General features: G+C 61.3%; 26 protein-coding genes. 2 read left to right on the top strand and 24 right to left on the bottom strand.

Translation table 11 applies throughout. The features are described from left to right. Positions 1 to 39 precede the first annotated feature (39 nt). The 14 genes from rplW to OGM81_09505 all read right to left on the bottom strand — a co-directional run bounded on the left by rplW (position 40) and on the right by OGM81_09505 (position 13,413). The gene (gene rplW, locus OGM81_09570; protein UYJ42587.1) at positions 40 to 333 is read right to left on the bottom strand and encodes a 50S ribosomal protein L23; all 294 of its coding nucleotides are present in this window, start codon (positions 331 to 333) and stop codon (positions 40 to 42) included. After that, entirely contained in the window at positions 333 to 953 is a 621-nt protein-coding gene (gene rplD, locus OGM81_09565; GenBank protein UYJ42586.1) for a 50S ribosomal protein L4, read from the bottom strand. The genes rplW and rplD overlap by 1 nt, the downstream gene beginning before the upstream one ends. 14 nt (positions 954 to 967) lie before the next feature. Continuing rightward, positions 968 to 1,600, bottom strand: coding sequence for a 50S ribosomal protein L3 (gene rplC, locus OGM81_09560; GenBank protein ID UYJ42585.1), 633 nt, complete (start codon positions 1,598 to 1,600; stop codon positions 968 to 970). Between the two features lie 170 nt (positions 1,601 to 1,770). Beyond that, on the bottom strand, positions 1,771 to 2,082 hold the full coding sequence (gene rpsJ / locus OGM81_09555; protein UYJ42584.1) for a 30S ribosomal protein S10: 312 nt from the start codon (positions 2,080 to 2,082) through the stop codon (positions 1,771 to 1,773). A 506-nt stretch (positions 2,083 to 2,588) separates the two neighbouring features. Next, positions 2,589 to 3,662, bottom strand: coding sequence for a hypothetical protein (locus OGM81_09550; GenBank protein ID UYJ42583.1), 1,074 nt, complete (start codon positions 3,660 to 3,662; stop codon positions 2,589 to 2,591). Between the two features lie 310 nt (positions 3,663 to 3,972). Beyond that, the gene (locus OGM81_09545; GenBank protein UYJ42582.1) at positions 3,973 to 5,031 is read right to left on the bottom strand and encodes a hypothetical protein; all 1,059 of its coding nucleotides are present in this window, start codon (positions 5,029 to 5,031) and stop codon (positions 3,973 to 3,975) included. A gap of 139 nt (positions 5,032 to 5,170) precedes the next feature. Beyond that, the gene (locus OGM81_09540) at positions 5,171 to 6,925 is read right to left on the bottom strand and encodes an NFACT family protein (protein UYJ42581.1); all 1,755 of its coding nucleotides are present in this window, start codon (positions 6,923 to 6,925) and stop codon (positions 5,171 to 5,173) included. 11 nt (positions 6,926 to 6,936) lie between these two features. Beyond that, on the bottom strand, positions 6,937 to 7,692 hold the full coding sequence (locus OGM81_09535) for a Nif3-like dinuclear metal center hexameric protein (GenBank protein UYJ42580.1): 756 nt from the start codon (positions 7,690 to 7,692) through the stop codon (positions 6,937 to 6,939). Continuing rightward, on the bottom strand, positions 7,683 to 8,357 hold the full coding sequence (locus OGM81_09530) for a class I SAM-dependent methyltransferase (protein ID UYJ42579.1): 675 nt from the start codon (positions 8,355 to 8,357) through the stop codon (positions 7,683 to 7,685). The genes OGM81_09535 and OGM81_09530 overlap by 10 nt, the downstream gene beginning before the upstream one ends. After that, a complete protein-coding gene (locus OGM81_09525) occupies positions 8,344 to 8,550 on the bottom strand; it encodes a DUF1858 domain-containing protein (protein ID UYJ42578.1) in 207 nt (68 codons plus the stop codon). Before OGM81_09525 ends, OGM81_09530 begins: the two co-directional genes overlap by 14 nt. A gap of 33 nt (positions 8,551 to 8,583) precedes the next feature. Beyond that, positions 8,584 to 10,836 (bottom strand): DUF2142 domain-containing protein, encoded by a 2,253-nt coding sequence (locus tag OGM81_09520; protein ID UYJ42577.1) that lies wholly within the window; start codon positions 10,834 to 10,836, stop codon positions 8,584 to 8,586. A gap of 71 nt (positions 10,837 to 10,907) precedes the next feature. Beyond that, positions 10,908 to 12,350: a hypothetical protein gene (locus OGM81_09515; protein UYJ42576.1), complete on the bottom strand. Its 1,443-nt coding sequence runs from the start codon at positions 12,348 to 12,350 to the stop codon at positions 10,908 to 10,910. 91 nt (positions 12,351 to 12,441) lie between these two features. After that, entirely contained in the window at positions 12,442 to 12,720 is a 279-nt protein-coding gene (locus OGM81_09510) for a zinc-ribbon domain containing protein (GenBank protein ID UYJ42575.1), read from the bottom strand. 141 nt (positions 12,721 to 12,861) lie between these two features. After that, positions 12,862 to 13,413, bottom strand: coding sequence for a sigma-70 family RNA polymerase sigma factor (locus tag OGM81_09505; protein ID UYJ42574.1), 552 nt, complete (start codon positions 13,411 to 13,413; stop codon positions 12,862 to 12,864). A 218-nt stretch (positions 13,414 to 13,631) separates the two neighbouring features. Here OGM81_09505 and OGM81_09500 point away from each other — a divergent pair, with 218 nt between their 5' ends. Next, a complete protein-coding gene (locus OGM81_09500; protein ID UYJ42573.1) occupies positions 13,632 to 14,102 on the top strand; it encodes a sigma-70 family RNA polymerase sigma factor in 471 nt (156 codons plus the stop codon). 3 nt (positions 14,103 to 14,105) lie between these two features. Then, positions 14,106 to 15,092, top strand: coding sequence for a hypothetical protein (locus tag OGM81_09495; GenBank protein ID UYJ42572.1), 987 nt, complete (start codon positions 14,106 to 14,108; stop codon positions 15,090 to 15,092). 56 nt (positions 15,093 to 15,148) lie between these two features. Here the strand turns inward: OGM81_09495 and OGM81_09490 are convergent, their stop codons facing one another. The 10 genes from OGM81_09490 to OGM81_09445 form a co-directional block, all read right to left on the bottom strand. Then, entirely contained in the window at positions 15,149 to 15,967 is an 819-nt protein-coding gene (locus tag OGM81_09490; GenBank protein ID UYJ42571.1) for a methyltransferase domain-containing protein, read from the bottom strand. Next, the gene (locus tag OGM81_09485) at positions 15,964 to 16,569 is read right to left on the bottom strand and encodes a hypothetical protein (protein UYJ42570.1); all 606 of its coding nucleotides are present in this window, start codon (positions 16,567 to 16,569) and stop codon (positions 15,964 to 15,966) included. The genes OGM81_09490 and OGM81_09485 overlap by 4 nt, the downstream gene beginning before the upstream one ends. 20 nt (positions 16,570 to 16,589) lie before the next feature. After that, positions 16,590 to 17,876 carry a DUF1015 domain-containing protein gene (locus OGM81_09480; GenBank protein UYJ42569.1) on the bottom strand — a complete coding sequence of 429 codons (1,287 nt, stop codon included), beginning with the start codon at positions 17,874 to 17,876 and terminating at the stop codon, positions 16,590 to 16,592. A 24-nt stretch (positions 17,877 to 17,900) separates the two neighbouring features. Further along, positions 17,901 to 18,551 carry an NADH:ubiquinone oxidoreductase, subunit RnfA gene (locus tag OGM81_09475; protein ID UYJ42568.1) on the bottom strand — a complete coding sequence of 217 codons (651 nt, stop codon included), beginning with the start codon at positions 18,549 to 18,551 and terminating at the stop codon, positions 17,901 to 17,903. Then, complete coding sequence (locus tag OGM81_09470) at positions 18,538 to 19,947, bottom strand: hypothetical protein (protein UYJ42567.1); 1,410 nt, start codon at positions 19,945 to 19,947, stop codon at positions 18,538 to 18,540. Before OGM81_09470 ends, OGM81_09475 begins: the two co-directional genes overlap by 14 nt. Then, entirely contained in the window at positions 19,922 to 20,941 is a 1,020-nt protein-coding gene (locus OGM81_09465) for an RnfABCDGE type electron transport complex subunit D (protein UYJ42566.1), read from the bottom strand. The genes OGM81_09470 and OGM81_09465 overlap by 26 nt, the downstream gene beginning before the upstream one ends. Positions 20,942 to 20,963: 22 nt before the next feature. Then, positions 20,964 to 21,620 carry a ribulose-phosphate 3-epimerase gene (gene rpe / locus OGM81_09460; protein UYJ42565.1) on the bottom strand — a complete coding sequence of 219 codons (657 nt, stop codon included), beginning with the start codon at positions 21,618 to 21,620 and terminating at the stop codon, positions 20,964 to 20,966. A gap of 196 nt (positions 21,621 to 21,816) precedes the next feature. Then, positions 21,817 to 22,929, bottom strand: a complete 1,113-nt coding sequence (glf, locus tag OGM81_09455) for a UDP-galactopyranose mutase (protein ID UYJ42564.1) — start codon at positions 22,927 to 22,929, stop codon at positions 21,817 to 21,819. A gap of 1 nt (position 22,930) precedes the next feature. Beyond that, positions 22,931 to 23,875 (bottom strand): glycosyltransferase, encoded by a 945-nt coding sequence (locus OGM81_09450; GenBank protein ID UYJ42563.1) that lies wholly within the window; start codon positions 23,873 to 23,875, stop codon positions 22,931 to 22,933. Between the two features lie 18 nt (positions 23,876 to 23,893). Further along, positions 23,894 to 26,290 (bottom strand): hypothetical protein, encoded by a 2,397-nt coding sequence (locus tag OGM81_09445; protein UYJ42562.1) that lies wholly within the window; start codon positions 26,288 to 26,290, stop codon positions 23,894 to 23,896. Positions 26,291 to 26,299 lie beyond the last annotated feature (9 nt).

Raw genomic sequence — 26,299 nt, 5'->3', positions numbered from 1 at the left:
GGCGGGGTCCTGAGTGACGGCCTTGCGGCCATCCGGTCATCAAACCATGGAGTTGAAGAACTCGATCTCCTTGGAGTCCGGGGTCAGGGTGACGATGGCCTTCTTGCTCTTGGCAGTGTAGCCAGCATGCATACCCTGGCGGCGATAACGGCCGCGGACGGAGATGGTGTTGACCTTAGCGACCTTGACGCCGAACAGTTCTTCAACTGCCTTGGCGACGTCGATCTTGGTGGCATCGGTAGCGACCTTGAAGGTGTACTTCTTATCGGCGATACCAGCCATGGAGTTCTCGGTGATGACGGGGGCGAGAACGATGTCCTGTGCGAATTTCATCACGCATATACCTCCTCAAGTTTCTTGGCGGCGTCCAGGCTGAGGATCAGCTTGTCAGCGTTGACAACGTCGTAGGTGTTGACGCCGGTAGCGGCAGTCTTGACACCGGGGATGTTAGCGGCGCTCTTGACGAACTTGGTGTCCAGGGTGTCGTTAACGATCAGGTTCTTCTTGCCTGCGCCGACAGCGGCCAGGAAAGCAACGACGGTCTTGGTCTTGTACTCGTCGGCGGCAATCTTGTCGACGACGATCAGGTTGCCGTTGGCAGCCTTGTCAGACAGGGCGCTGAGCAGAGCCAGGCGCTTGACCTTCTTGTTGATGGTGAAGTAGTAGCTGCGGGGCTTGGGGCCGAGAGCAACGCCACCGTGGGTCCACTGCGGAGCGCGGATAGAGCCCTGACGAGCGTGGCCGGTGCCCTTCTGGCGCCAAGGCTTCTTGCCGCCGCCGCGGACTTCCTTGCGGATCTTGGTGTTCTGGGTGCCCTGGCGCTGGTTGGCCAGGAAGTTGACGACTGCCTCGTGGACAGCCTTCTCGTTCGGGGTGATACCGAACACGGCGTCGGAAAGCTCAACGGTGGAAACCTTCTTGCCGTTCATATCGACGACATCAAACTGTGCCATTGTGTTTTCCTCCTTTACGCTTTCACGCTGTCGTGGATGGTCACGACCGAGCCCTTCGGGCCGGGGATCGCACCCTTGATCGCGATCAGATTGTTTTCGGCGTCGACCTTAACGACGCTCAGGTTCTGAACGGTCACGCGCACAGCGCCCATGTGGCCGGGCAGACGCTTGCCCTTGAACACGCGGGACGGGGTGGAAGTAGAACCGTTAGAACCGGCATGACGTGCAACGGGGCCGGTGCCGTGGCTCTCGCGCAGGCGATGCTGGCCGAAGCGCTTGATAACGCCCTGGTAGCCCTTGCCCTTGCTGGTGCCGACAACGTCGACCTTGTCGCCCTCTGCGAAGACGTCAGCCTTGAGGATGTCGCCGACGTTCAGAGCGGCGATGTCATCAAAGCGGAACTCGCGCAGGGTGCGCTTGGGAGCGACGTCAGCCTTGTCGAAGTGACCCTTGGCGGCCTTGTTGACCTTCTTGGCGCTCACTTCGCCGTAGCCCATCTGAACAGCCTGGTAGCCGTCAGACTCAACGGTCTTCTTCTGCACGACAGTGCAGGGGCCGGCCTCGATGATGGTGACCGGAACGACCTTGCCGTTGGCGTCGAACAGCTGGGTCATGCCCAGCTTCTTGCCGATGATACCTTTTTGCATTGTGTTTGTCCTCCTGTAAAGGTTATTGGTTGGTGGTTTCCCATCAACATGACCTCTCCGCTGATTTGCTTGGCAGCGAGATTGGTTCTGTTTTCGTGTTTCTCATTACTGCCGGCCGTTCACGGATCACGGCCGTGCGTACCGGCCCTTATATAATGTAGGGAACTCGATTACAGCTTAATCTCGATGTCAACGCCGGCGGGGAGCTGCAGGCTCATGAGAGCCTCGACCGTCTTGTTGGACGGCTTCAGAATGTCGATCAGACGCTTATGAGTGCGGGTCTCGAACTGCTCACGGCTGTCCTTGTACTTGTGGACAGCACGCAGGATCGTGACGACCTCCTTGTCGGTGGGCAGAGGGATCGGGCCGGAAACGCGAGCGCCAGTGCGCTTAGCGGTCTCCACGATCTTCTGTGCCGCAGCATCGATCAGGGATGCATCGTAGCTCTTCAGACGGATTCTGATTTTTTCTTTGACTGCCATTGCATTCGCCTCCTATAAAATTTTGCGCCTTAGGCGAGCCGATAAATTACACACGTTTCCGGGTGTTCAACAACTTCGCATGACAAAATCCGGTGAACCGTATTTGCACAGTTCTCCCGGAAAGAATCATTACAAAGTAAGGTGAACATTGGTCCGCGCCGCAGAATGCAGCAACGTACATATCCCTTTGTTTCCGTAATTCTTTCGCCCGGTTCTAAGATCGGACATACTCCGCGGAAAAACCCGCCAGCCTATTGGCTATGTGGCGGCAACCTCCCGCATCAACGCATATCGCGGCTTGCGCAGCTTGTTTATCTGCACAAGCCTTCCGCAGCCAAGACGTATTATAACACACGTTTCCCGGTGTTGCAAGTGTTTTTTGGCATTTTTATAAAATTTTTTTGAGATTTTTTTACGTTATGCCGAAAGAGGCGTATGTCAAGAGGGTTTTCCACAAATCTCACGTTTTTTGTGGAATCCCGGGCTTGATTTCAGGCAAAACAAATTCAATTGGGCAATTCCAGCTGGTCCACGCGCCAGCCGCCCTCGGTGGGGACGAGATGCACCGGGCGCAGCGTAGCTGTATCGGGTGTGACCGGCTCTGTCACATCCCAGCCGTGGAAGTTCTCATCTTCGCAGGTCAGGACAATCTGCCAGAATTTCAAGCTGCCGTCCGGCTGCATTTCCGGTTCGGTAAACAGATAGCCGCAGTAAGCAATATTGCCGCCCCGGTCGCCATCGATGGAAAGGATCGTATCGTCCGGCCCTTCCTTATAAAAGCCATCCTCACTGTATGCAATTTCCTTTACGCGCTTGTCTGAATACACCGCGTGCAGGAAGTTGTCAAATTCAGAAAACTTCGTGTAGAGAGCTCCGTCCACCGCACGGACACTGAACCTGGGGTCCACGTCTTCTGCGCTCTCGTAAGGGAGAGAGCCCGCGTGAAGCCCGCCGCAGAAATTTTGTTGAAAATAATCCGCCATACCCATTGCCGCAGCCGCCTGCCTGTCCAGACTGGCCGGAACCTCATAAACCGTTTTGTAGCCACACTCAGCCCACGGAGCGTCCACCTTGACCCAGACCACATCATTCTGCGGTAAAATGTACGGTTCTGCCTGTATCTTTAACTGATAAAAATATCCATTGCGGGCAAAATTTTCTTCCCAGTCCGGATTCAGCGCTTTCAGTTCATCAACCGTCGTATCAAAGGCTTCGGCCGCTTCTTCCAGCGTCTGGCATGTGCAGCAGAGGGTCACTCCTTCTTCGGGCCAGGCCACCATTTTGTCAAGACGCGGTTTTCCGTCCGCCGGGGCGCTGATGGAACAGTCCGGCATACGGCAGTTTGCATTTGCAAGCCAGTTATCAACCGAGACAGGTTCATAGGATACCATAGTCGGCACAGGAGTTGGTTCTTCTGAGGGCTGCGGACTTGGTGTGAGCACAGGCGTTGCCGCAGGGGTGGGCGTTGCAGTGGGCGTCGGCATCGGTGCCGACGTTGGCACGGCAGTATTCGATGGCGCAGATGCACAGGCAGAAAGCGCAGCGAGAACAAGAGATAAGGCAATCAGTTTCTTTTTCATAGAATCCTCCTGACAGATGCGGAATTCTTCCCTGTATACCGATTCCGGATTTTTTATTTCTTCAGCTGTTCTTCCAGCCCCTCACGCGGGGTAACGTGGACTGTAGTGTACACCGCGTTTCCCGGCGTTGCAATCCCTTTTCAGCACTTTTATAAAATTTTTTTGAGATTTTTTTACGTTATGCCGAAAGAGGTGTATGTCAAGAGGGTTTTCAACAGAGTGCATGGTTTTGGTGGAAATTCCGTATAGTTTATAGATATTTTGTAGGGACGGATGCGGGCATCAGCCCTACAAATATGCTATATATGTATCAGTTCGGCAGGTTCACGCCGTTCACCCGCCAGCCGTCCTCGGTGGAGACAAGGCGGATGGGCATAACCGTGGCCGTGTCCGGCACGACAGGTTCCTCCCCACCCCAGCCTGCAAATTCTTCACTCTCACAAGTCAGAACAAGCTGCCAGAACTCTATGCTGCCATCGGGCTGCAACTCGGGTTCGGTGAAGAGATGGCCGCAATAGGCAACATTGCTGCCGCGGTCGCCATCTCCTGTCAGGATGGTATCATTTTCTCCCTCAGCAAAAAGTGCCGGTTCCTCATTTAACAAATCATCTACCCAGGCATCGGAATAGACCCTGTGCAGGAAGCTGTTGAACTCTGAGAACTTTGTGTAGAACGCACCGTCAGTTGCATACCCTTGCAGCCACTTCGGTAAGTCGTCCACCGGTTCGTAAGGCCAGAACCCACCGTGCATGCCGCACCACTTATACTGGAAGTAATAAGCTGTAGCCAGCGCGGCCTGCGCCTGTTTGTCCAGTGAAGCCGGGACATTGTAAGTTCCCGTGCGGTCGTATTGGTTCTCCACCCACGGCGCGCTGACCGTGACCGACACCACGTTGTTCATCGGCAGCGTATACGGTTCCGCCTGGAGCTTCAGACTCCGGTATTGTCCATGGTTACGGGTATAGTTTCCCTCATAATCAGGGTTCAATTCTTTCAAGGTTTCCACTGTCGTGTGGTAAAGTTCCGCTGCTTCTTCCAGGGTGTCGGCCACATACATGCGGAGCGTCACACCCTCGGCGGGCCAGGCGACCTTTTCAAGTGGTTGGGGCGCGTGAGGTGCGCTGAACGTGTAGTCCGGCATAGTGCAGCCTGCAGCCGCCCGCCAATCATCGAAGGACACCTCATCGTATACGGCCATTGTCGGCGCGGGTGCCTGAGACGGGGTGGATGTCGGCTCCGGGGTGGGTTCTGCTGCGGGTGCGGGTGCTTCGGTGGGTGTGGGTGTTGCCGCGATGCTGTCCGACGGCGTGGATGCACAGGCGGAAAGCATTGCGAGGACGAGAGATAAGGCAAGCAGTTTCTTTTTCATAAAGTGCCTCCCTTGCGGGCGGATAGGGAATCTACCCCTACGAATGGAATTACACGGTTACTCTGTGGGGGTCAATGCTTGTCATCGACCTGCGGGCGGATGCAGGCATCCGCCCCTACACACAACGGAAAACTTTCTCTTACTTCTTTTTCAGCTTCTCTTCCAGCCCTTCACGCGGGGTGACGTAAACGGTGGTGTAAACCTCATACAAAACCATGCCGGGTTTGGCGCCGTTGGCTTTCCAGATGTTCTTTACCTCGGTGGTGTCCACGGCCACCTTGGCGCCGCCGTTCTGGCTGGAATGCAGCACGGCCAGCTCGGCGGCCTCCTGCTTGGTCGTATCGGGGATGTCCTCTCCCCTGCTCATGACCACACAGTGGCTGCCGGGGGCTTTCTGCACGTGGAACCACAGATCTTTACCGCGGGCGGTGTGCAGGGTAAGCTTATCGTTTTGCAGGTTGTTGCGGCCTACCAAAATTTCAAAGCCGTCGCCGGACATGTACCGCAGGAAGTCCGCCGGTTTCTGCTTGCGGTCCCGCTGCTTGTAGTATTTCAGATAGCCCTGGCTCTTCAGCTCTGCGCGGATCTCGTTGAGCGCAGCCTCACCGGGGGCGGACTCCACCTCGTACATAACGGTGGCCAGGTACTCGATCTCGGCTTCGCCCTCCACCAGCAGCTTCTGCAGCATGGCGTGAGCGGTCTGCTTCTTTTTATAGTCGCGGAAATATTTCTGCGCGTTCTCATTGGGACCGAAGCGCGGGTCCAGCTTGATGGTGACATCCTCGCCGGTGTAGTAGTTCTGCACGGTCACCTGGCGGTCGCCCTTGTGTACAGCCCAGAGGTTGGCCTGCAGCAGCTCACCGTACAGGCGCAGCGTATCGGCCTTGGAGGATTGGGCCAGTTCCTCGCGGCGGGCAGCCTGCTTGCGGACGGCACGGTCGTGCATGTTGTGCACAGCCTTGTACAGTTCACGGCTCTTCTGCCGCAGGCGCTCGGCGCGGTCCTTGGTGGCGTAGTAGTCCTCCAGCAGTTCGCTGTAGCTGGGGTACTGGGTCAGCAGCGCGGCGCTGCCGTACTGCTGCGGCACAAAGAAGCTGAACTCCACCGGCTTGGCCACGCCGTCCGGCTGGGGCAGGCGCACCGCCGTGGGGGTGCCACCGTTGGCATGTTCGGCCTTCAGCTCATCGATGGCGGCGGCAAGCTTGGCTTTTTCGTCAACAGTCAGGTCGCAGGCCAGCGCCGGGGTCTCGCCCAGAGCGCGGCAGACGGCCTCCCGCACGACAACAGGGCCGACACCCGCCACGGTCTTGCCCAAGGCCTGGGCGACGGGCAGGTCCTTCTCGCAGGCAGCGGCCACCATGGCGGCGGCGCTGGTAACGAGGAAGTCCGGCCGGGCGGGCTTGGGCGGCAGCGTGTAGGGCAAACCGGGCAGCAACTGGCGGACCTCGCTGTCCTCAAAATCCACACGCTTGAGGGCATCGATGATGCGGCCGTCCTGCACCAGCACCAGGTTGGAGTAGCGTCCCATCAGCTCCGCCGCCACGGTGTTCACGACCAGGTCGCCCATCTCGTTGGTGCAGCGGAAATCAAAGTAGATGATGCGGTCGCCCGGCTCCCGGCGCAGATCGATCAGGCGGCCGCCGGTCAGATGCTTGCGCAGCAGCATGCAGAAGCCCGGGGGCGCAAGCGGATTTTCAAAGCTCTCCTTGGTCAGGCAGACGCGGGCCGACCCGCTGCGGGCCGACAGCAGCAGCCGGTGGGTCTCTGTGCGGGTGCGCAGCGTCATCAGCACTTCGTCTCGGGTAGGCTCAAAGATCTTATCGATCTTGGCATCCAGCAGGGTGGTTTTCAGTTCCCCGGCTACCAGCGCCAGGGTCGCAGCATCAAGAGACATGGGTTCTCCTTTTATAATAAGTAGGAATAGGGGTCGCGGTCCGCGGCAGCGTGGCGGACGGTAAGGGCCGGGAAGCTGCTGGCGATATGGGCAGCCAACACATCGGCGATGCCGTGCTCGGTGCCCCAATGACCGGAGACCACCAGGCCAACGCCTTTCTGTTTAGCCAGCAGAGCGATGTGGTGGGCGGCCTCGCCGGTGACAAGGCAATCCGCGCCCGCATCAATAGCTTCCTGCAGGTAGCTGCCGCCCGCACCGCTGACTTCGGCCAGGCAGGTGATGGGGCGGCCGCAATCCACGTACCGCACGCCGCTGTGCAGCGTGTCCGCGCAGAAGCGGGCCAGCTGCTGCACCGTAGTGGGTTCCACAGGGCCGATACGGCCGCAATCCTCGGCGAAATTGCGGCGGCCCTCCCGCTGCATACCCAAAAGATCCGCCAGCGTATCATTGACGCCGCCGGGGGCTGCATCCAGATTGGTGTGCATGCAGATGGCCGAGATGTTGTTTTTGATGAGCAGCGCCGGCACATCCCCTGCGCTGATATGCTTGAGCGGGTCAAAGATCACCGGGTGGTGGCTGACGATCAGCTGGCAGTCGTTCTCCACTGCCTCCTGCACCACCGCCGCCGTGATGTCCAGTGTGGTCAACACGTGGCTGACCGGCACACCGACATCCACCAGCAGGCCCACATTGTCCCAGCTGCAAGCCAGCTCCGACGGGGCCAGCGTTTGCAGCAGCCCGAGAATTTGCTGCACCGTTACCGACATGACAACTCCTCCATTTGTTTGATGAGCACATCCACCGCTTCGGCTTCCTGCCCAGCAGGCAGGCCGAGGCGGTATTTTTTTAGTTTAGCATTCTGCTGGGCGTAGTAATCCCCGCAGCCAGGCTGGCCGTTCGTCAGGCCGCAAAGGCACTCTAAGCCGTCCGGTTCACGGCACGCGCCGGTGTAGCGGGCGTTCATCACGGCATACCAGCGGCCTGCCGCCTGGCAAAGGGTCTCCCCCGCCAGTGCAAAGCCGCGGCGGGCCAGCCAGCGGCGCAGCACACTGTGCTTGGTGGCGGGCACCAGCACCAGATTGTACCGGGCGTCAAACACCCAGGGGGCGGCCTCCAGAATTTCAATGATTGTTTCCGCACCCATGCCTGCGATGATGATGTCGTCCGCCTCGCCGGGGGCCAGCACCTCCAGCCCGCTGCCCAGGCGGCACTGCACCTTGTCCCCGAAGGGGGCGCAGGTCACACGGGCTTTCTCCAGCGGGCCGGGGCGAAGGTCACAAGCCAAAACAAGCGGGCAGCGACCGCTGCCCGCCAGTGCGGCGCTTAATTTGCCGTGGTCGCAGCCGATGTCCGCCGCCACATGCCCCGGCCGTACATAGGCAAAGGCAGCAGCCAGGCGGGCATCCAGCCGCGGTGCATTACAGGTGTGCAAAGTAGTCGTTCAGCTCGGCGACCAGAGCGTCGGGGTCAACACCGTGGACGGCGCAGGCCTCCTCAACGGTCTCGCCATGGGAAGCCATGCAGCCCAGGCAGTGCATACCGGTGGACAGGAAGATGGGCACGCAGCCCTGGGTGGGGTCGTTGTTCAGAATCTCGGCGATGATGGTATTCTTGGTGATAGTCATGGAAATTTCTCCTTTATATAAATATTGCTTATTTTATGATACCGGCTGCCAGGCGGCGTACAGGCCAAAGCCTTGCAGCAGGGTCAACATGGTTAAAGTGCTGGTGCAGAGCGCCGCGGTGTGGGAGACATCCCCGCGCAGGACCAGCTTTTTGCTGCTTTTTACCAGCAGCAGGGCCAGCGGCAAAATCGGCAGCAGGTAGCGCCCCTGCAAGCCGAAGAGCGTCTGGTAGTTGATGGGGGTCCAGTTCAGCGCGGCAGCCAGCACAGCCAGCACAACGCAGAGACAGATGCCCGCCATGCCCGCTTTGCTGCGGCGGCCCAGCAGGGCCGGTTCGTCCTGCCGGGGCAGGGCGGCGGCCAGCACAGCCAGCAGCAGGCCTACGCCCAGCAGCCAGCTGACATCGATGCGGTAGACGATGGGTTCCCCCAGGGTAGTGCCCAGCAGACCTTGCAGCCAGAGAGCGCCCTGTTCCGGCAGGGTGCGCAGCAGCAGCTTGACGGTGGCCGGAATGTTGCGACAGATATAGCCGAACGAGAAGGTCCAGATGGAGTCCCCGTTGGGGTAGGTCATGGTCAGTTGGTCAGGGTCCAGCCCGCCGCCCATGTGGGAGACAGCGTATACGCCGCCCACAGCGCCCACCACCAGTACGGCGGCAAAAGCCACTTTGCACCAGAAGAATACCTTTAGGCGCTTGTGCAGCTTGAGGTACGCCGCCAGTGCCAGCACCAGCAGCACCGCAGCGGCAGCGGCAGCGGTTACCAGGACGGTGGTGTTCATATCGCGGGCCGCGTAAGCCACGGCATTCAGATTGGCGGCCAGCCAGAAGCAGAACGCCAGCACCAGCGTAGCCGCATAGATGCAGCAGCCGCCGGGAAGTTCTTCGCCCAGGAATTTGACGGTTGGGTTCCCGTCGTAGGTCAGGTTTTCCGCCGGGATCAACAGGCAGAGCAGGATGACCGGCAGGTAGATGGCCTTGCCGGGGGCGGTCAGACCGCCCAGCACGATGAGCAGGATCTTCTGCCACCAGACAGCTTTCTCGCCCCGCAGGCGCAGGCAAAGCGCCGTGAAGCTGAACACCAGCCCCAGCACGGCGGCATCCGGGGAAAGGCTGGCCGCCAATTGCAGCGGCATGGGCAGCAGCGCCACGCAGGCAAACAGCCCGCGCAGGCTGGTCGGGGCCAGCCAGACGGCCAGCGCCGCCAGCAGTAAATACAAAATCAGGTTGGCCAGCCGCCCATAGAGCAACATCGTGTAAAAGTTCTTGCCCTGCGCCCGCGCCAGGCGGATGCCCAGAGCCTGGGCCAGATAGCTGCCGCTGCCCTGCCCTGCTTTCACCTCGCTGTGGGTGGTCAGCACATCGGGGCTGCCGGGTTCGGAGGTCTCGGCGATGGCCTCATTCTTGTAGGCCAGGACGCCGATGTCTCCGGTCTTTGTGCCGAAGTGGGCGGCGTCACATTCCCGCAGCAGCAGGTTGCCGTCCTCCTCGGCAGCGGTCTGGCCGCTCCAGGTACTGGCCAGCTCGTAGGCGGCAGCCAGGTGGGTGTATTCATCGGGGGCGACCAGCGCCGGGGTAACATAGGTGAACGTCACGCCCAGGGCCAGGCCCACCGCAGGCACAAACAGGTAGAGTGGCGCGTGCAGCATGGCCAGCAGCACCGCGATAAAGACGGCAGCGGCCAGCGGCTTTTGCAGCCGGGCGGCCAGCGCGGCGGGCCAGCTGCCGGTAAAATCGCTGACGCGCTGCATTGCCATGGTGGCGTTGAGGGTGTCGCCGTCCGTTACCGAAAGCGGCATACCGGATACTTCGTCCTCGCTGGTCCAGACGCCCAGCGGGCCGTCCCAGGCGGATTCGTTGTACAGGCGGATGGTCAGCGTTTCGTCATGGTCAGGGATATAGGCCTCGTTGCAGGTGAACTCAGTAAAGGTATCGTCCCAGATATTCAGGAAGTTACCCGCTGCAAAAAGGATCTGCTCCCCCGCCTCGTTGTAGGCTTCCACCATGGTCATGCCAGATTTGTACAGCTGTCCGTGAGTGCTGAACTTGAACCGCACACCGTAAAACGGCTGGCCGGCCTTCAGCGGCATGGCCTGGGTCAAGCCCTTGGCTGGGATGTCGATGATCTGGCTGTAGTCGTCGTTGATGATCTCATAGCTGGGGGTGTTGCCCAGCCGTTCCTGCAGGTCATACCCTACCCAGCGGCACAGCAGTACCGTGCACCACGCCGCCAGCGCGGCAGCCAACAGGCTGCACAGCACCCGCAGGAACTTTTTATTTTGTTGCATGGGGTGCCTGCCTTTCTGTGAGTATGGTTCTTGCAAAGGCTATTATACCGCATATACGGAAAAAGCGCAAATCATTTGGTTTTTGCGTAGAGATACCAGGTCACTTCGCCCTCACCGCCGTTGTAGGTCTGGCTGGCGACGCAGTGGTAGATGGGGTAGTCGTTCTGCAGATCGCCGGTCAGGGCCACCACATAGTCCACAGCGGCGGCATCCAGCAGGTCCCATTGCTGCTGCCACTGGTCCTGCAGCGGCATGTTGGTCACACAGAAGTAACGGCAGGGCGGCAGTACCCCGGCGGCGGTGTAAAAGCCGCCGTCCAACGTGCCGTAGTTGAGTAAAGTAGCGTTGGGCGTCTGGCGGATGATTTCGGCAAACTGGAGCTGGGGCAGGCTTTCCGCCGTGCGGCCCCGCAAAGCGCGGTTGGGGCTTAGCAGCAGGCACCATGAAGCCGCGGCGGCAATGCCTGCCACGGATAAGGCCGTACACACGCCGCGCTTGGCAGGCAGTTTTTGCGGCAGGGCCGCCAGCCCCAGCGGGGCAAACACGGCCAGCACCAGCCCGTAGTAGACGAGGTAGCCGCCCATCAGGCTGGTAAAAGCCAGTCCTGCGGCCATTGCCAGGATTGCCAGCGCCGCACCGTGCCGCTTAGAAAGCGCCGTCCAAAGCAGGAACGCCGCCAGCAGGCAGACGGCGGGCAGATCGTCCCGCACAGCCCACCACAGGTGCTGGGCCAGGGTCAGGGCGCTGCGGCTGTCCCCTTTATAAAGGAAGAGGTTGTCATAGAAGTAACACTCCCACCAGGCGTCCAGCGCATGGTGGGCCCCAAAGTAGGCAAACCAGGGCAGGGCTGCCAGCGCCAGGCCGCCCAGGTAGGCGACACAGCTTCGGCCCAGCTGCCGCAGCCAGCCCCGGCGCAGGTACAGCACCGCCAGCACGGCCACCCAGGCCAGGTAAAAGCCCAGCACCGTGTATTTCAGCAGTAACGCACAGCCGCACAGAAAACCTTGCAGGGCTACGGTGCGTAGCGGCATTTGTCTGTTGGCTGTCAGGCACTTGACCAGCCCGTACAGGGCGGCGGCCAAAAAAGGCAGCAGCAGTTCCTCGGCACTGCCGCCGTGGGAGAAGGCCCGGCAGGCCGCCACGGCTGCCGCAGGCACCAGGCACCAGACCGGGTGCAGGGGTTTGCCGCGCAATAGCTCCGCCGTACACGGGCCAAGGCCTAGAAACACTGCGAAGCCGCAAATTTCCAGCACAAATACGCCGATAAAGCCCGTGTGGTCCAGCAGCCACCCCAGCCCGTAGAGGAGATACAGCACCGGGCCTTTGTGATCGAACACATCACGGTAGAGTACCTTGCCGGACAGCATGGATTTTCCCATTGTAAAAAAAATGTTGGCGTCCATCCAATCGTTGAAGGCATACAGCGGCGAAGTTTTGCTGCACAGGGCCAGCACCAGGGCGGCCGCGCCCAGGCACCATATACTACGTTTTAACTGCGCCATGCGCGTGGTCATACAGTTTCCCCCGTAACAAACCGCGCCCCGGTCAGGTGCGACCGGGGCGCGGAGTGGAAATCAGACTACTGTTACACAGTCAGCGTGTAAATCAGCCGTTCTCCTTCATCTTAGCGAAGCACTCGCTGCAGTAGACCGGACGGTCCTCGCGAGGCTGGAAGGGAACCTTGCAAGCCTTGCCGCAGCTGGCGCAGACAGCGTCAAACATCTGGCGCTCACCGCGGGTAGCGTTCTTGCGGGCATCACGGCAGGCCTTGCAGCGCTGGGGCTGGTTCTCGAAACCACGGCTGGCGTAGAACTCCTGCTCACCGGCGGTCCAAACGAACTCCTTGCCGCAATCCTTGCATACCAAAGTCTTGTCTTCGAACATAGTGGGTATCTCCTCTGATTTGTATTTGCCCGCGGAAGAATCTAAACCAACGCATTAGGAATGGACCAACGAACTGATTTTAGGCGCTACTGGGGGCAGGTTGAAATATATGATACAGGCAAACGCCTGAATCCTAGGGTATTACGCTCCCCGCAGTTTGCGGCGGGCGCGGGCCAAGGCGTTGGCAACGGCTTTGGGAGCCAGCTGCTTTTCCTGGGCGATTTGGGCGGCGGTCTGGCCGTTTAGGGTGGCCAGCAGCACGCTGCGTTCCAGCGGGGAAAGTTCGGTCTGCATCCGTTCGATCGTCGCGGCGTACTGCTCGCTGGCGATGGCCTGTTCCTCGGGGTCAGGGCCTGGCTGGGGCAGCTCCTTGGCATCGGGCAAGGGCACACTGAAGTTCAGCGGCGCGTGCTTTTTGCGCAGAGCGGCGCGGCGGGCATCCTGCTGGGCGTGGGTGATGCAGGCGGCGGCAAAAGACGCGAAGGCCATTCCCGCGGCGGTATCGTACCGATGCATTGCCTCAAACAGACCGATCAGACCTTCCTGCACGGCATCCTCGAAATCCAAGCCCGGCGCGGTCGCGGCGGCGGCACCTTTGCGGATGGCGGGCATCATGCGTGCAATGAGGGCGGCCACAGCCGTTTCATCGCCGTTCTGGGCCAAAGCCAACAGGTCATTGGTGATTTTTTGCATGGGGCTTCCTCCGGCAGGCAGATGCGAACACCTTTATAATAGCCGTAATCACGCATTTTGTCAATCTTTTTTTGGGATTATGCTCAAAATTCCGCTGTATGAACCGCACAGAAGCTGGTATACTGAAAAAAATAAACTTGTCTGTAACAAACCGCCTGCCCCGCGCGTGTTAAAAGTGAAACAGGCCTGATGAAATCCAAAACAAAGGAGGTGCCGCGATGGAGCCGAGCGAACTGGCCGCGGTCGCAGGACGCTACTGCGACATGATCTACCGCGTGGCCCTGCACTGGTGCGGCCACCCACAGGAGGCTGAGGATGCTACCCAGGACACGCTGTTAAAGCTTTGTGCGACCCACCGCACTTTTGCAGACGAGGAGCATTTGAAAAGCTGGCTGATCCGGGTGACCATCAACCACTGCAAAAGCCGTCTGCGTGCGCCCTGGCATACCCGCCGCCTGCCGCTGGAGGAACTGCCCGACATACCGGTGTTCGACGACCCCGCCCAGCGGGAATTGTACGACGCCGTACTGGCCCTGCCACAGGCGTACCGCATCGTGCTGTACTTATTTTATTACGAAGACATGCCCACCAAGGAGATCGCGGCGGTGCTGCACATCAGCCAGAACGCCGTGACTACCCGGCTGACCCGTGCGCGGGAGGCCCTGCGCCGGGCGTATCAGGAGGATTGAACGATGGAGTTTGAGACTTTGTATAAACAGACCTTTGCCCAGGTGCGCTGCCCGGCCCGCGTGGCGGTGGCGGCCCAGCCTGCCCCGCGGCGGCGGTTTGGGTGGGTCATCTGCCTGGCCGCGCCGCTGCTGCTGGCCGCCGGTGTACTGGCGCGGGTGGAGTTCACCAATTTGCACAACACCCCCCACCCAAGCTATGCCCCCGATGCCGTGGGCGGTTATGCCCTGCACTATACGCTGACCACCCATCCGCTGGATACGCTGGGCGAAGCGGTGCAGACACTGGCCACCGAGGAACGGCAGCCAGCGTTCCAACGGATGCGGACGCCTGACCACTATAGTTTCAGCCAGATGGTCATGACGCTGGGAAACTCGGATTTGTTAATTCACTACCCAAACGATATTGAAAAAGCCGAAGTATTTACCGATGCGGCGGACAGCTTGCAGGATGCCGCTGAACTGACCAACCTGCCGCTGCTGCGCAACGATCTTGTGGATGACCTGCCGGACGGCGCGGCGCTGTACTGCCCTGCCGACCCCAACGATTACCGCAACCCCGTCAAGCGCAAGGTGCTGCTGTACGGCACCTGCGCGGACGGCGAGCCATTTGGGCTGAACGTGCTGGATGGCGGCTTGCTGGAAAAGGAAGTGAGCGGCGAAAGTTATGACATGTATATTTCGTTCAACGCCCACGCCGCCGTGACGCCCAGCGGCAGCTGCACCGCCACCGTGGAGCAGGTGCTGACCGACGGCATCTACGATTTAAAGGATGGCTGGACCTGCGAGGAATACACGCTGCCTACCGGAGACATTGCCGTTATCCCGCTGTACGGCGGCGGAGACGAGAGCAAAGCCAGCGGGAATACCGCTTATTTTGTAAATAACGGCATGATTTATACGGTTTGTATCATGGTGCCGCAGCCCGGTATCGGGGATGCACGGCTGCGGCCCTACCTGAAGCAGGTATTGGATGCGTTTTACGCGCCGTGACGTCCTACTGACAATACGCACAAAAAAAGCCAGCCCGCATTGGGCTGGCTTTTGGATTATTGTTTCTGGTAAACCAGGTAGCGGAAGCCGATCTCGGTGGTCAGGCTTTTGCAGGCCTGCAGGTGCGCGGCGCCGTCGGCGGGGGTGTTCCAGTAGTAGGGGGTCATGGCAAACAACTGCTGCACGGCATCGCCGGTCAGGGTCAGCTGGCCGGTGGCCTCCACACTGCGCACAAAGGTGAACCCCTCGTAGGCAGTGTCCTTCACCTCGTTCTCGTAGGGGTGGTCGTAGAGGACCTCTTTCAGCCCGTAGAGGTGGCGGGCGGTGGGCACGGCGTAGACCAGATGTCCGCCCGGGCGCAGCATGCGGCGGAACTCTGCCCCGGCAAACGGGGAAAAGATGTTCAGCAGCAGGTCGGCCCAGCTATCCCGCACGGGGGCACAAAAGCTGCCGCCCACACAGAAAGCGGCCTCCGGCAGCAGCTTGGCCGCCAAGCGCACGGTCTCTTTGGAGAGGTCGAAGCCCACGATGGCAGGTTCGTCCCCCAGTGCTTTGTACAGGTAGGCGTCATAGCTGCCCTCGCCGCAGCCAGCATCCACGATGTGGCCGTGAGGCAGGTCAGCACAGAGATCCGCCAACGCCTGCATCAGCGGGGCGTAGTGCCCGGCCGAGAGGAATGCGCGGCGGGCTCGCACCATCTCCTTGCCGTCGCCGGGGTCGGCGGCATGCTTTTTCTGGATGGGCAGCAGGTTGGCGTAACCCTCTTTGGCCAGATCAAAGCTGTGAGTCTTGGGGCAGCGCAGGGTGCGGCCCACCTGCAGCAGCGGCCCCTGGCAGACCGGGCAGCGCAGGGCTGCGGCAGTGGCCGGGGTCATTCGGCGCTCTCCCCTGCCATCGGCTGTGGGGCGGGTGCTTCTTTCGGTTCCTTGGGCTCGTTAGGGTCCGGGGGCAGCGGCAGCGTCATGCCGCCGTGGGCCGCGAGGTACTCCTCGAAGTTGGAGAACTTCTGCTTCGGAGGGCGGCGGGTGATGAGCTCCAGGCCCGGCTCTTCCTCCGGCGTGCGGCGCAGCGGGCGGCTGGGGCGCTGGGGCTGGCGGGGCTTGGCAGTCTCCCGCGGCGGGCGTGGGGGCGGCTGGTTCAGCGTGCGTCCGCCGTTCTGACGGGGCGGCTGCGGCATCTGGGCCGCCGGCGGATTCTGGGACTGGGCCGGGCCACGGCCGCGGGGGCGCGGTGCATTGCCGCGGGACGCCGGTTTGGGCTGGCCGCCCTTGGTGGGTGCCGGGGCCTGCGGACGGGGCTGCCCCTGCTGGGGGCGGGGAGTCCGCGGCTGGGCCGGGGCTGCCTGGCGCGGGCCGGGCTGGCGGGCAGCCTTTTCAGCCGCAGGCTGCTGGGCTGCAGCGGCAACCCCACCGTTGCCGGAACCGCGGCGGCGACGGCGGCGGTGCGGGGCGGCGGGATTCTGGGTAGGTTTTTCCATAGTCTTTTCCATTCTTATCATCAGTCGATTGCACGACATTCGTTGTAGTAGCGTTTTTCTTCGGCGTGACCCATGCTGAAGGTCTTGCGGGGCAGCACACCGCCCAGCACCACGCCTTTAAACAGGTCTGCCTTGGCAAGGTCCGGCAGCAGGATGGCGGCGGCTTTCTGCCCGGGGCGGGAGGCCAGCGCCATGGCCGTGGAGGAGCCGTGGATGTAGTCCACGCCGGCCTCGGGGTGGCTGGGCAGGAAGTCGTTCAGGAAGGCTTCGACACTGCCCACCGTCAGGGGAGCCGGGGGATTCTGCAGGGCCACCAGCAGCTCACCGTTCTGGTCGGCAATGGCAAAGCGCTGCTGAGACGGAGCAGTCTCGTCGCCCTGGGTCTTGTCCCACTCATCGATGGCCTTGTACAGCTCATGGGCCGTTACACCGAACACTACACGGTGGATCGGCTCGATCTCGATGGCCGGGCTATGTACATTGCAGACCTCGGCCAGGCACCAGCGGGCGGGGTGATCTTGCTGCTGTTCGGGGGTCAGGCCCTTCTTCAGTTCCTCCCAGTAAGCTTTGGCCGTGGCCAGAGAGTGGTTGCCGTCGCCGACAGCCAGTACCATGGGCGGCTCACCGGCAGCACGGGGCCAGCGAGCGGCAAATTTTTTCTCGTCGGCCAAGTCGGCCAGTGCGGCGTTGATCTGGTCGATCTGGGCGGGGTCTTCCACCGCCCAGCCGCGCAGATGGCCGCCGCCCAGCATCAACTCGCCGTCATACAGCAGAGGCAGGCTATCTTTATGGTCACCGATGGGTTCGATCAGCGTCTTTTTCTCATCGTCGGCCAGCATCATCACGTGGGGCGTTTCCAAAATAGCACCACGGCGTACTTTCAGGCGCGGCGGGATGCGCTCCACCACCGTCTTTTCGCTGGGGCGGATGGCCGGTTTGCTGCCGGGGTTATAGTCGTAGGCTTCCAGGTCCACGGCACCTACCAACCCCTGGCGGATGGTGCCGTCCATCTGGGTGCGCTCCACATAGACAAAGCCGTGGACGCGGCGGGTCAGCACCGACTTGCGGTACTCCTGCATCGTGCGGCGGATGGTCTGCATCCGCTCTTCCTCCTGGGGGGTGCCCAGGTAGGCTTCGGGCAGGACGATATGCAGCGTGCTGGGCTTACCGGCGGCCAGCTCTTCGGCGCGCTGCCAGTACTCCGGCTGGGAAGTAAACTGGTCTACCGCAATGCAGGCCCACGGGTCCAGCGAAATGTTGGCGGCAGGCAGCAGAATATCAGCGGGAACAAAGCACGGAACAGACATACAATGCACCTCTTCCTTTTATTGTTACAAAACCACAGAATGACCCACCAGCGCATAGATGGCCAGTGAGAGGACGCCAATGTAGATCATGGAACTGGGCAGGCCCTGAAAGATCGCAGGCACCGCCTTACTGCGCAAGCGGCGGCGACCTTCACGCACGATGAAGACGATGAAGGTGTAGCCCAGGCCGCTGCCCAGACCAAACGCGATGGATTGCTCCAGCGTGTAATTCTGGTTGGAACTGATGAGCAGCGTGCCCAGCATGACAGTGCTGCAGGTGGCCAGGCTGAGCTGGCTGCGGCAGCTTTGGCGCATTTTGCGGGGCAGCAGGCCCAGCACCAGCCAGGTGACGGCCATGGCAGCGACACCGCAGGTCAGGTAGACTACCGGGCGCAGGGCTGAGATGGGCAGCCACGCAGGCAGACGCGGGCGCAGCCACGGAAAGAGCAGGTTATGGGCAGCCCAACCCAGCGGGGCGGACAGCGTCATGACCCAGATCAGCGGCAGACACAAATCCCACACCTGGGCCTTGTGGTCCGGCACCAGTTTCATCAGGCGGGTCACGCCCAAAGCGCGGGCTAGAATGACGTTCTCGGCAAAGATGGCCAGGCCCATATAGCTGACGAACTGCCACAGGCCTTGGCCCAGGGAGGATGCGAACTCAATGTTTAGCATACAGGCGGCGCACCTCCTCGTGTTTATAATTGGTGTACAGGTTGGCGATGGCGCACCAGACGGCGGCGATGGCACCCACCAGTACGAAACCGCCGGAGGGCTGTGCCGCCAGCGGCAGCGGCGCGGCGTAGATCACCTGGTTGCCAAAGACAGCACCGGTGGCCAGCAGTTCCCGCAGGCAGCCCACGATGAGCAGAGCCGCGCACATACCCAGACTGTTGTTGAAACCGTGGCGGAAGGCCGCGCTGACAGGCTCCAGCTCAGCAAATTCCATGCGCTTGACAATGGCAGGTTCCACCACCAACAGCGGCAGATAAATGCCCAGCAGTGACAGGTCAGCACCAAACAGCTGGTACATCAGCACGTAAACGGGGATGTACAGCAGCGCCGCCGCATAGCTGTAGATGACCGGGCGGAAGCGGTTTTGGGTCAGGTGGCAGACTGCCACAGCCAACACACGGGTAAAGGTGATGAGCAGCAGGCTGGCCACACAGAGCATGAGCGCGTGGCGACCATCCAGCGCAGCGCCCACGATGGGAGCCATGCCTAAGCCGCGCACCATGACCGGGTTGGACAGCCAGATGTGGTCGCGGCGGATCTTTTCGTTCAGGTCATTTTCGGCCTCGGTGCGGCTGCGGGGCACGGCGTTTTTGCGCGGCTCCGGGGCCGGGGCAGCCGGGCGCGGGGCAGGTTCCCCTGCCGGGCCCTCAGTGCGGGCGGCAGGCTGCGAGGCAGGTTCTGCCGGAGTGGGCTGCGGCGGGGCCGCAGACATCACGCGGGTGGCTTCGGGGGCCGGTTCCGCCGGGCGGGATACAGTACGCTGTTTTGGGATGGCAATGGTGCGGGTACCGGTAGGCTCGTCCACTTTTGGAGCGGCCGGGGCCTCCGGGGCGCGCGGGGCAGCGGCCAAGGCCTGGGCGGCGCGACGGGCGGCTTCCTGCGAGTCGTTTTGTGCCGTCTGGCGGCGGCCAAACCAGGCAGGGCGGTTGGCCGCCCGCCGGGCGGCTTCCTGCCGCAGGGCCTCCTGTTCGGGTTCGGGCTGGGGCGTTTCTGCCTGTGTCTCCCCCATCTGCATCTGCTGGCGCAGGGCGGCGCGTTCTTCGGCCGAGAGACGGGGGCGGCTGGTGGGGATGATGCGGTGTTTACGCTCCGGCGGGGCGGCCATCGGCTGCGGGGCCGGGGCGGCATGTTGGGCCGAGCGGGATGCCGGTGAAGAAGCGGGCTGGGCCGGGCTTTGCATGGCCGAGATGGCCTTTTCGATCTCCGCGCGGGAGGCCCCCTCCTCCGCCATGCGGCGGGCCGTTTCCAGCATTTCTTTGGTAATATGGGGAATGATCAGCGTTTCGGAGCGTTCCTCGCCCTTGCGGCGGTCATTCCGGTTTTGTGGATTTGGCAAGACGCTGTTCCTCCTTCTTCATAAAGCGGATACGCTCGGTGCGGTGGCTGATGAGGTCCAGCCATTCGGGGATGGCACCGACGATCAGCAGCGCAAAGCAGATGGCGCTCTGATACGGGCTGAATATGCGGAACGCATAGGTGGCAATGCCCAGCGCCGCGCCGTAGATCAGACGGCTGCTGGTGCGGTTGGGCATGGTGACCGGCTCACAGATCAGGAAAAAGGCACCGAACAATGCCGTGCCAGACAGCAGCGTGTACTTTTCAAGATAGATGCGCTGGCGGATGAACTCCCACGGCCAGCTGAAGGCAGGCAGTTCGTTCAGGTGCGGGAACAGCCAGGGAATGCCGATAACGGCAATCATAAACGGGATGAGCACCGAGAGGCGGACCCGGCCGCGCACCAGCAAAAACAGACCGCAGGCCAGAATGACCAGCGCCGCGCCCGTACCGATACCCGCGGACACGTTGCCGGTAAGCAGATTCATCGTGCTGGCGCTGGGCAGGCCGCCGCTGCGCAGGGACTCATTCATGCCCTGGACAAGGTTATCATTGATCTCGCCCCAAATGGGCAGCTGAGTGCCGGGGGCCGGGTAGTAGTAGACATGCTCCGGCCAGGAAACACCGGCGATAGCGGCGCCCACCGCCGCCGGGTGGAAGGGATAGTGCCCCTCTCCGCCGAAGGCCTCCTTGACCAGCACGGCCGCGATGACAGCAACAATGACGATGCCGTAGGAAACGCTGGCGGGCATCAGCAGCACGATCAGCGCTGCAAAGCACTCGCTGGACGGCTCGTGGGCGCGGTAGCCCTCGCCATGCAGCGGGGCCAGGGCGCAATCACACAGATAGGCCGTCACCAGGGCTGCCAGCATCAGCAGCACCGGGCGCAGGCCGTAATAGTACCAGGCCATGCCCGTAAGGGGCACGGCGCACCACAGCAGATCACTATAGTAGCCATAGTTCTCGCTGCGTTCGATCGTAGGTTGTTTTGCCATGGGGCTTGGGTTCTCCTTTGGGTTAATGGCTGCCGTGCAGCGTATCGATGACGGCGGCGGGATCTTTGGCTTTGAACAGGGCACTACCGGTCACCAGCCAGTCGGCCCCCGCAGCGGCGCACTGTGGGCCTGTCTCGGTGTTGACGCCGCCGTCCACTTCCAACAGGGTGTGCAGGCCGCGGCGGTCACGCTCGGCACGGAGGACGCTGAGCTTATCCAGCGCCGAGGGCATGAACTTCTGCCCACCGAAGCCCGGCTCCACGCTCATGACTAAGACGAGGTCCAGGTCGTCGAGGTAGGGGTAGACAGCCTCGGCCGGGGTGCCCGGCTTGATGCTGATGCCCACCTGGCAGCCAACGGCACGGATGGCGGCGATGGTCTCGGGGACAGCATCGGGCACAGCCTCCAGATGGAAGGTGATGAGGTTAGCGCCCGCCTTGGCGAAATCCGGCGCGTACTTAACCGGGTCGCTGATCATCAGGTGGACATCGTAGAACACCTCCGGCAGGGCCTTGTGCAGGCACTCCAGCACGGGGGCACCAAAGCTGATGTTGGGCACAAAGTGGCCGTCCATCACGTCAAAATGCAAAAGGTCGGTGCCCTGGTTTAACAGCCGTTGGCAGTCGGCGGCAAGGTCCGCAAAGTCAGCGGACAAAATCGAAGCGGCGATCTTCGTCATAATATACTCCCTGTTTGTGCGCGTGTGCGCTTTTTCCACTGTATCTATTCGCGCAGACTTCTGCGCAGATAGTCGAGTTTATTATATCCCATTACGGGGTAAAAAGCAAGGCGAGCCACTTGGCGGGCAGCAGAAAAAACTGCGCCATGCTGTAAAAAGGCAGCGCGGCGCAGTTTGTAACTTTTTCTTGCAGGGATTATTTTGCCAGCTCGGCACGCACGCGGGCCAGGGCAGATTCGATCACGCGGTCCATATCGTAGTACTTGTACTCACCCAAACGGCCGCCAAAAAGGACCTTGCCCTCGGCATCGGCCAGGGCCTTGTACTGCTCATACAGGGCGCCGTTCTGGGCATCGTTGACGGGATAGTACGGCTCATCGCCGGGTTTCCACTCGGCAGAGTACTCGCGGCTGATGACCGTCTTGGTGCCCGGCTCGGTGGAGCCAAAGACAAAGTGCTTGTGCTCAATGATGCGGGTGTAGGGGGTTTCGGCGTCGGTGTAGTTGATGACAGCGTTGCCCTGGTAGTTGGGGATGTCCAGGGTCTCGGTCTCAAAGCGGACACTGCGGTACTGCAAAGCGCCCAGCTTATAGTCAAAGTAGGCATCAATGGGGCCGGTGTAGACGACTTTATCGGCCAAGGCATCCAGCGCAGCCTTGTCAGCCAGGTAGTCGGTGTCCAGGCGGACCTCGATGCCCTGCAGCAGGTTGGCCACCAGCGTGGTGTAACCCTCGTTGGGGATGCCCTGATACAGGGCGTTGAAGTAGTTGTTATCGAAGGTCAGGCGCACGGGCAGGCGCTTGATGATGAAGGCAGGCAGCTCGGTGCAGGGGCGGCCCCACTGCTTCTCGGTGTAGCCTTTGATGAGCTTCTCGTAGATGTCGGTGCCCACAAGGTTGATGGCCTGCTCTTCCAGGTTTTTCGGCTCGGCGGTGTAGTGGGCGGCGCGCTGCTCGGCGATCTTAGCCTCAGCCTCAGCCGGGGTGATGACGCCCCACATCTTGGTGAAGGTGTTCATATTAAAGGGCAGGTTGTACAGTTGGCCCTTATAGTTGGCCACCGGGGAGTTGGTGTAGCGGTTGAAGGTGGCAAAGCGGTTGACGTAGTCCCACACCTCTTTATTGTTGGTATGGAAGATGTGCGCACCGTAGCGGTGGACGGCGATGCCCTCCACATCCTCTGTGTAGATGTTGCCGGCGATGTGGCTGCGCTTATCGATGACCAGGCACTTTTTGCCGGCGGCGGTGGCCTCGTGGGCAAAGACGGCGCCGAACAGACCGGCACCGACGATCAGATAATCATACTGCATTTCAGTTCTCCTTTTCTGCGCTGTTACGCCAATGCTGCACAGTTTGCAGCTGGAACTCAAAATCGCGGGCATCCTTGGCAAGCTGGCTGGACAGGATAATGCCGGAGATGAACAGCAGCAGTGCCGCCACCAGCACAAAGCAGCAGACGATCAAAGTCGGGAAGCGGGGCACAAGGCCGGTGTGGAAGTACTCGTTCAGCACAGGGATCATAAAGCCGATGCCGAACACGGCCAGCACTGCCGCCAGGATGCCGAAGAATAGAAACGGGCGGTAGTTTTTGAACAGCCGCGCGATAGTGCCCAGCACCTTGAAGCCGTCGGAGTAGGTGTTCAGCTTGCTCTCGGAGCCTTCGGGGCGGTCGCGGTAGTCGATGACGACGTTCTCCACCTGCATGTTGCGCTGCAGGGCGTGGATGGTCATCTCGGTCTCGATCTCGAACCCGCGGGACAGCACCGGGTAGGTCTTGACGAACTGGTAGCTGAACGCGCGGTAGCCAGTCATAATGTCCTTGATCTTGCCGCCGAAAAGGTGGTTGGTGCAAAAGCGTACCAGATCGTTGCCAAAGTTGTGGAAGGGACGCTTATTCTGGGTGTAGTAGGTGCTGGACAGGCGGTCTCCCACCACCATATCGGCCTGCCGGTTTGTAACGGCAGCTACCATCTCGGGGGCGGCCTCAGCGGGGTAGGTGTCGTCGCCATCCACCAGCACGTAGGCTTCGGCATCGATCTCGCGGAACATGCGGCGCATGACATTGCCTTTACCCTGCTGATACTCGTGCCGGACGACAGCACCAGCCTTGGCGGCCAGCTCGGCGGTGCCGTCGGTAGAATTGTTATCGTAGACATAGACGGTGGCATCGGGCAGCACGCGGCGGAAATCCGTCACCACCTTTTCCACAGTTTTGGATTCGTTGTAGCAAGGGATCAGAACAGCGATCTTATCCATTTTGAGATTCTCCAATCTTTACATCCAGAATTGCACCAGACGGGCAACATTAAAGTACAGCGAGGGGTTCAGTCCCTGCAGCCACGGCTGGGTGGCAAAAAGGGTGAAGAAGCGATAGACGGCGCTCCACGCCACAGCGGCGGCCATGGCCACGCGCAGCACCGGCAGCAGGGTGACGGCCAGCGTTTCACCTGCGGCGGCGCGGCGGGCCAGCACGCTTTCCAGCAGCAGCCAGCACAGCACAGCGCCCAGCAGCAGCACGGGGCTGTAGTCCATCAAATAGCGGTACAGTACACCGGCCATCTCGCAATCCACCACCGTGATGATGACCATACCGGCCACCGCCAGCCAGACGAAACCGGCCGCACCGGGGCGGCGGCGCAGACTTTGGCGGGTCTGCGGCAGCGCCAGCAGCCCCAACACCCAGGTGAAGGGTGTAGCCGCCAGCATACCGCCGACGAACGGCTCGCTGATGGTGCGGATGACGGCGTTGGTGGTGACTTCGGTCTCCTGCAAAAACGGAAAGACGCTCTTGAGCCGCGGCAGGTCGAACAGGCTGGTGAACACGGCCGGACCGATGCGCACCACATTGAAGCCGCGCTTGGTCATATCGTTGCCGGTCAGGTTGTAGTTGGCGCCAAAGTCAAAGGGCGAACCGAACCGGGCGTAGTTGTACCACATCAGACCTGCGGCCACCAGCACCACAGGCAGCAGGAAGGCGGCCGCTTCCCCTGCCCCGGCGCGGCTGCGCAGCCGCTTTTGGGCGATATATCGCTGCCAGAAGATGGGCAGGGCCAGCACGGCAAACAATTCCATCTGGGGGCGGCAGCCGGCGACCAGCGCCATACAAAGGCTGCCCAGCGCCAGTTTGGCCAGCAGCGCACCGCGGCGCTCCACCGCCGTGTTCGCGGCAGAAAGCCAGAACCAGAGGGCCAGCATCAGCAGCGAGGTGCCGCAGACGATGGCGTATTCATAAATGTAGGGGCGCACAAACAGGTAATAGAGCTGGCTGCCCAGCACGATGGCCGCCACGCTGAGCAGATACGCGGCTGAGGATGCCTGGCTGAACCAGCGGCGCACCACCTGATGCACCGCGCCGAAACTTGCCAGCAGGAACAGCAGCCCCATCACGATCATGCAGGGCGGATAGGCCAGGTTTTGGATGCCGGTGACAGCCTCGAAAGGAAGCTGAAACAAAAGACAGGGCACGATGCCGAAATAGACATAATAGCGTCCGTTATAATAGGCATGGTCCCACAGGCTGTTGACCTGGGCCGCTTCGCGGGCGGTGGAATCGTAGGGGTTATCCAGCGCCAGCAGCTCTTCCGGCGGGTCCTGCATCAGGTCCAGTCGGCCGTTCAACAGACTGTGGGCCAGCGCGCCGTACTGCTCGTAGACAAAGCTGATCTTGCTCTCGTGATCCCAGAAGGCGACATTATAATTTTCAGTGGCAAGGCCGGTGTTGCCCGGCTCCCAGAAAGGCACGACCACCACAAAGGCGGCGAGGATCGCGGCCAGCACCGCACCGGCGGCGCGGTCGCAGACATTGCCTGCCAGCCAGCGGCGGTGCCACAGGCCGCTCTGCGGGCGCAGAGCGTAGATGGCCAGCAGCGCCAGGAAAACAGCGATGCACCGCAGCAGCGAGAACTGCAGCGGGCGCGGCGCGTTGGCAGTGATGCCGGTAAAGGTGACGGCCACCGGGAAGGCTGCAAAGGCCGTGCTGTAGCCGGAGGCGGTCAGCTCCATTGTGCCGACGTTGCCCGTCAGATCCAGGCTGATAACCTGGCTGCGGGTCGACTCGGGCGCGATCTGCCAGGTGCCGAAGTAGTTCAGCCGGGAGTTGGCTTCATCGGTGGCATTGATGCGGAAGTTGAAGAAGCTGTCCCCATGCAGCGGATCGGTATCATCGTTGGTCAGGCCGTCCATGCTCAGGTTATAGATAGGCTGGTCGATGTCAAGGAACCGCATGTAGGTGTGGTCCTCGTCCAGCGAGATACTCCCCTGCCCCCGGATGACGTTGACGTTGGGGTCCAGGTAGTCCAGCAGCTGGAACGGCTGGTAGCTGTGGGTGTTGAAGTAGGTCACGTTGCCTACGAACACCTCGCTGCCCAGGGCCGCCGCCAGCAGCAGCGGCACCACGAACCGCAGTCCCCTGCCGCCAAAGCTGCGCAGCCCGGCCACGCAGAAGGACGCCCAGCCGCACAGTGCCGTGATGGCCGCCAGGCGGAAAGCATCAAACCCGACGGTCAGCCCCGGGCGATGGTAGGCACACAGGGCAAACACCCAGGTGGCCAGCCACAGGCCAGCCGCCCAGCCAAGATCACACTGCCGTACACGGCGGCGCGCCACTTTGGCCGGGGCCAGCCCCAGTGCCAGCGCGACAACAGCCGTAAGGACAACGGTTAGAACAAGCATTCGCAAGGG

This window comes from Oscillospiraceae bacterium, from assembly GCA_025758045.1.
Lineage (GTDB): Bacteria > Bacillota > Clostridia > Oscillospirales > Ruminococcaceae > Gemmiger.
This window is presented reverse-complemented; position numbering and strand designations above follow the sequence as displayed.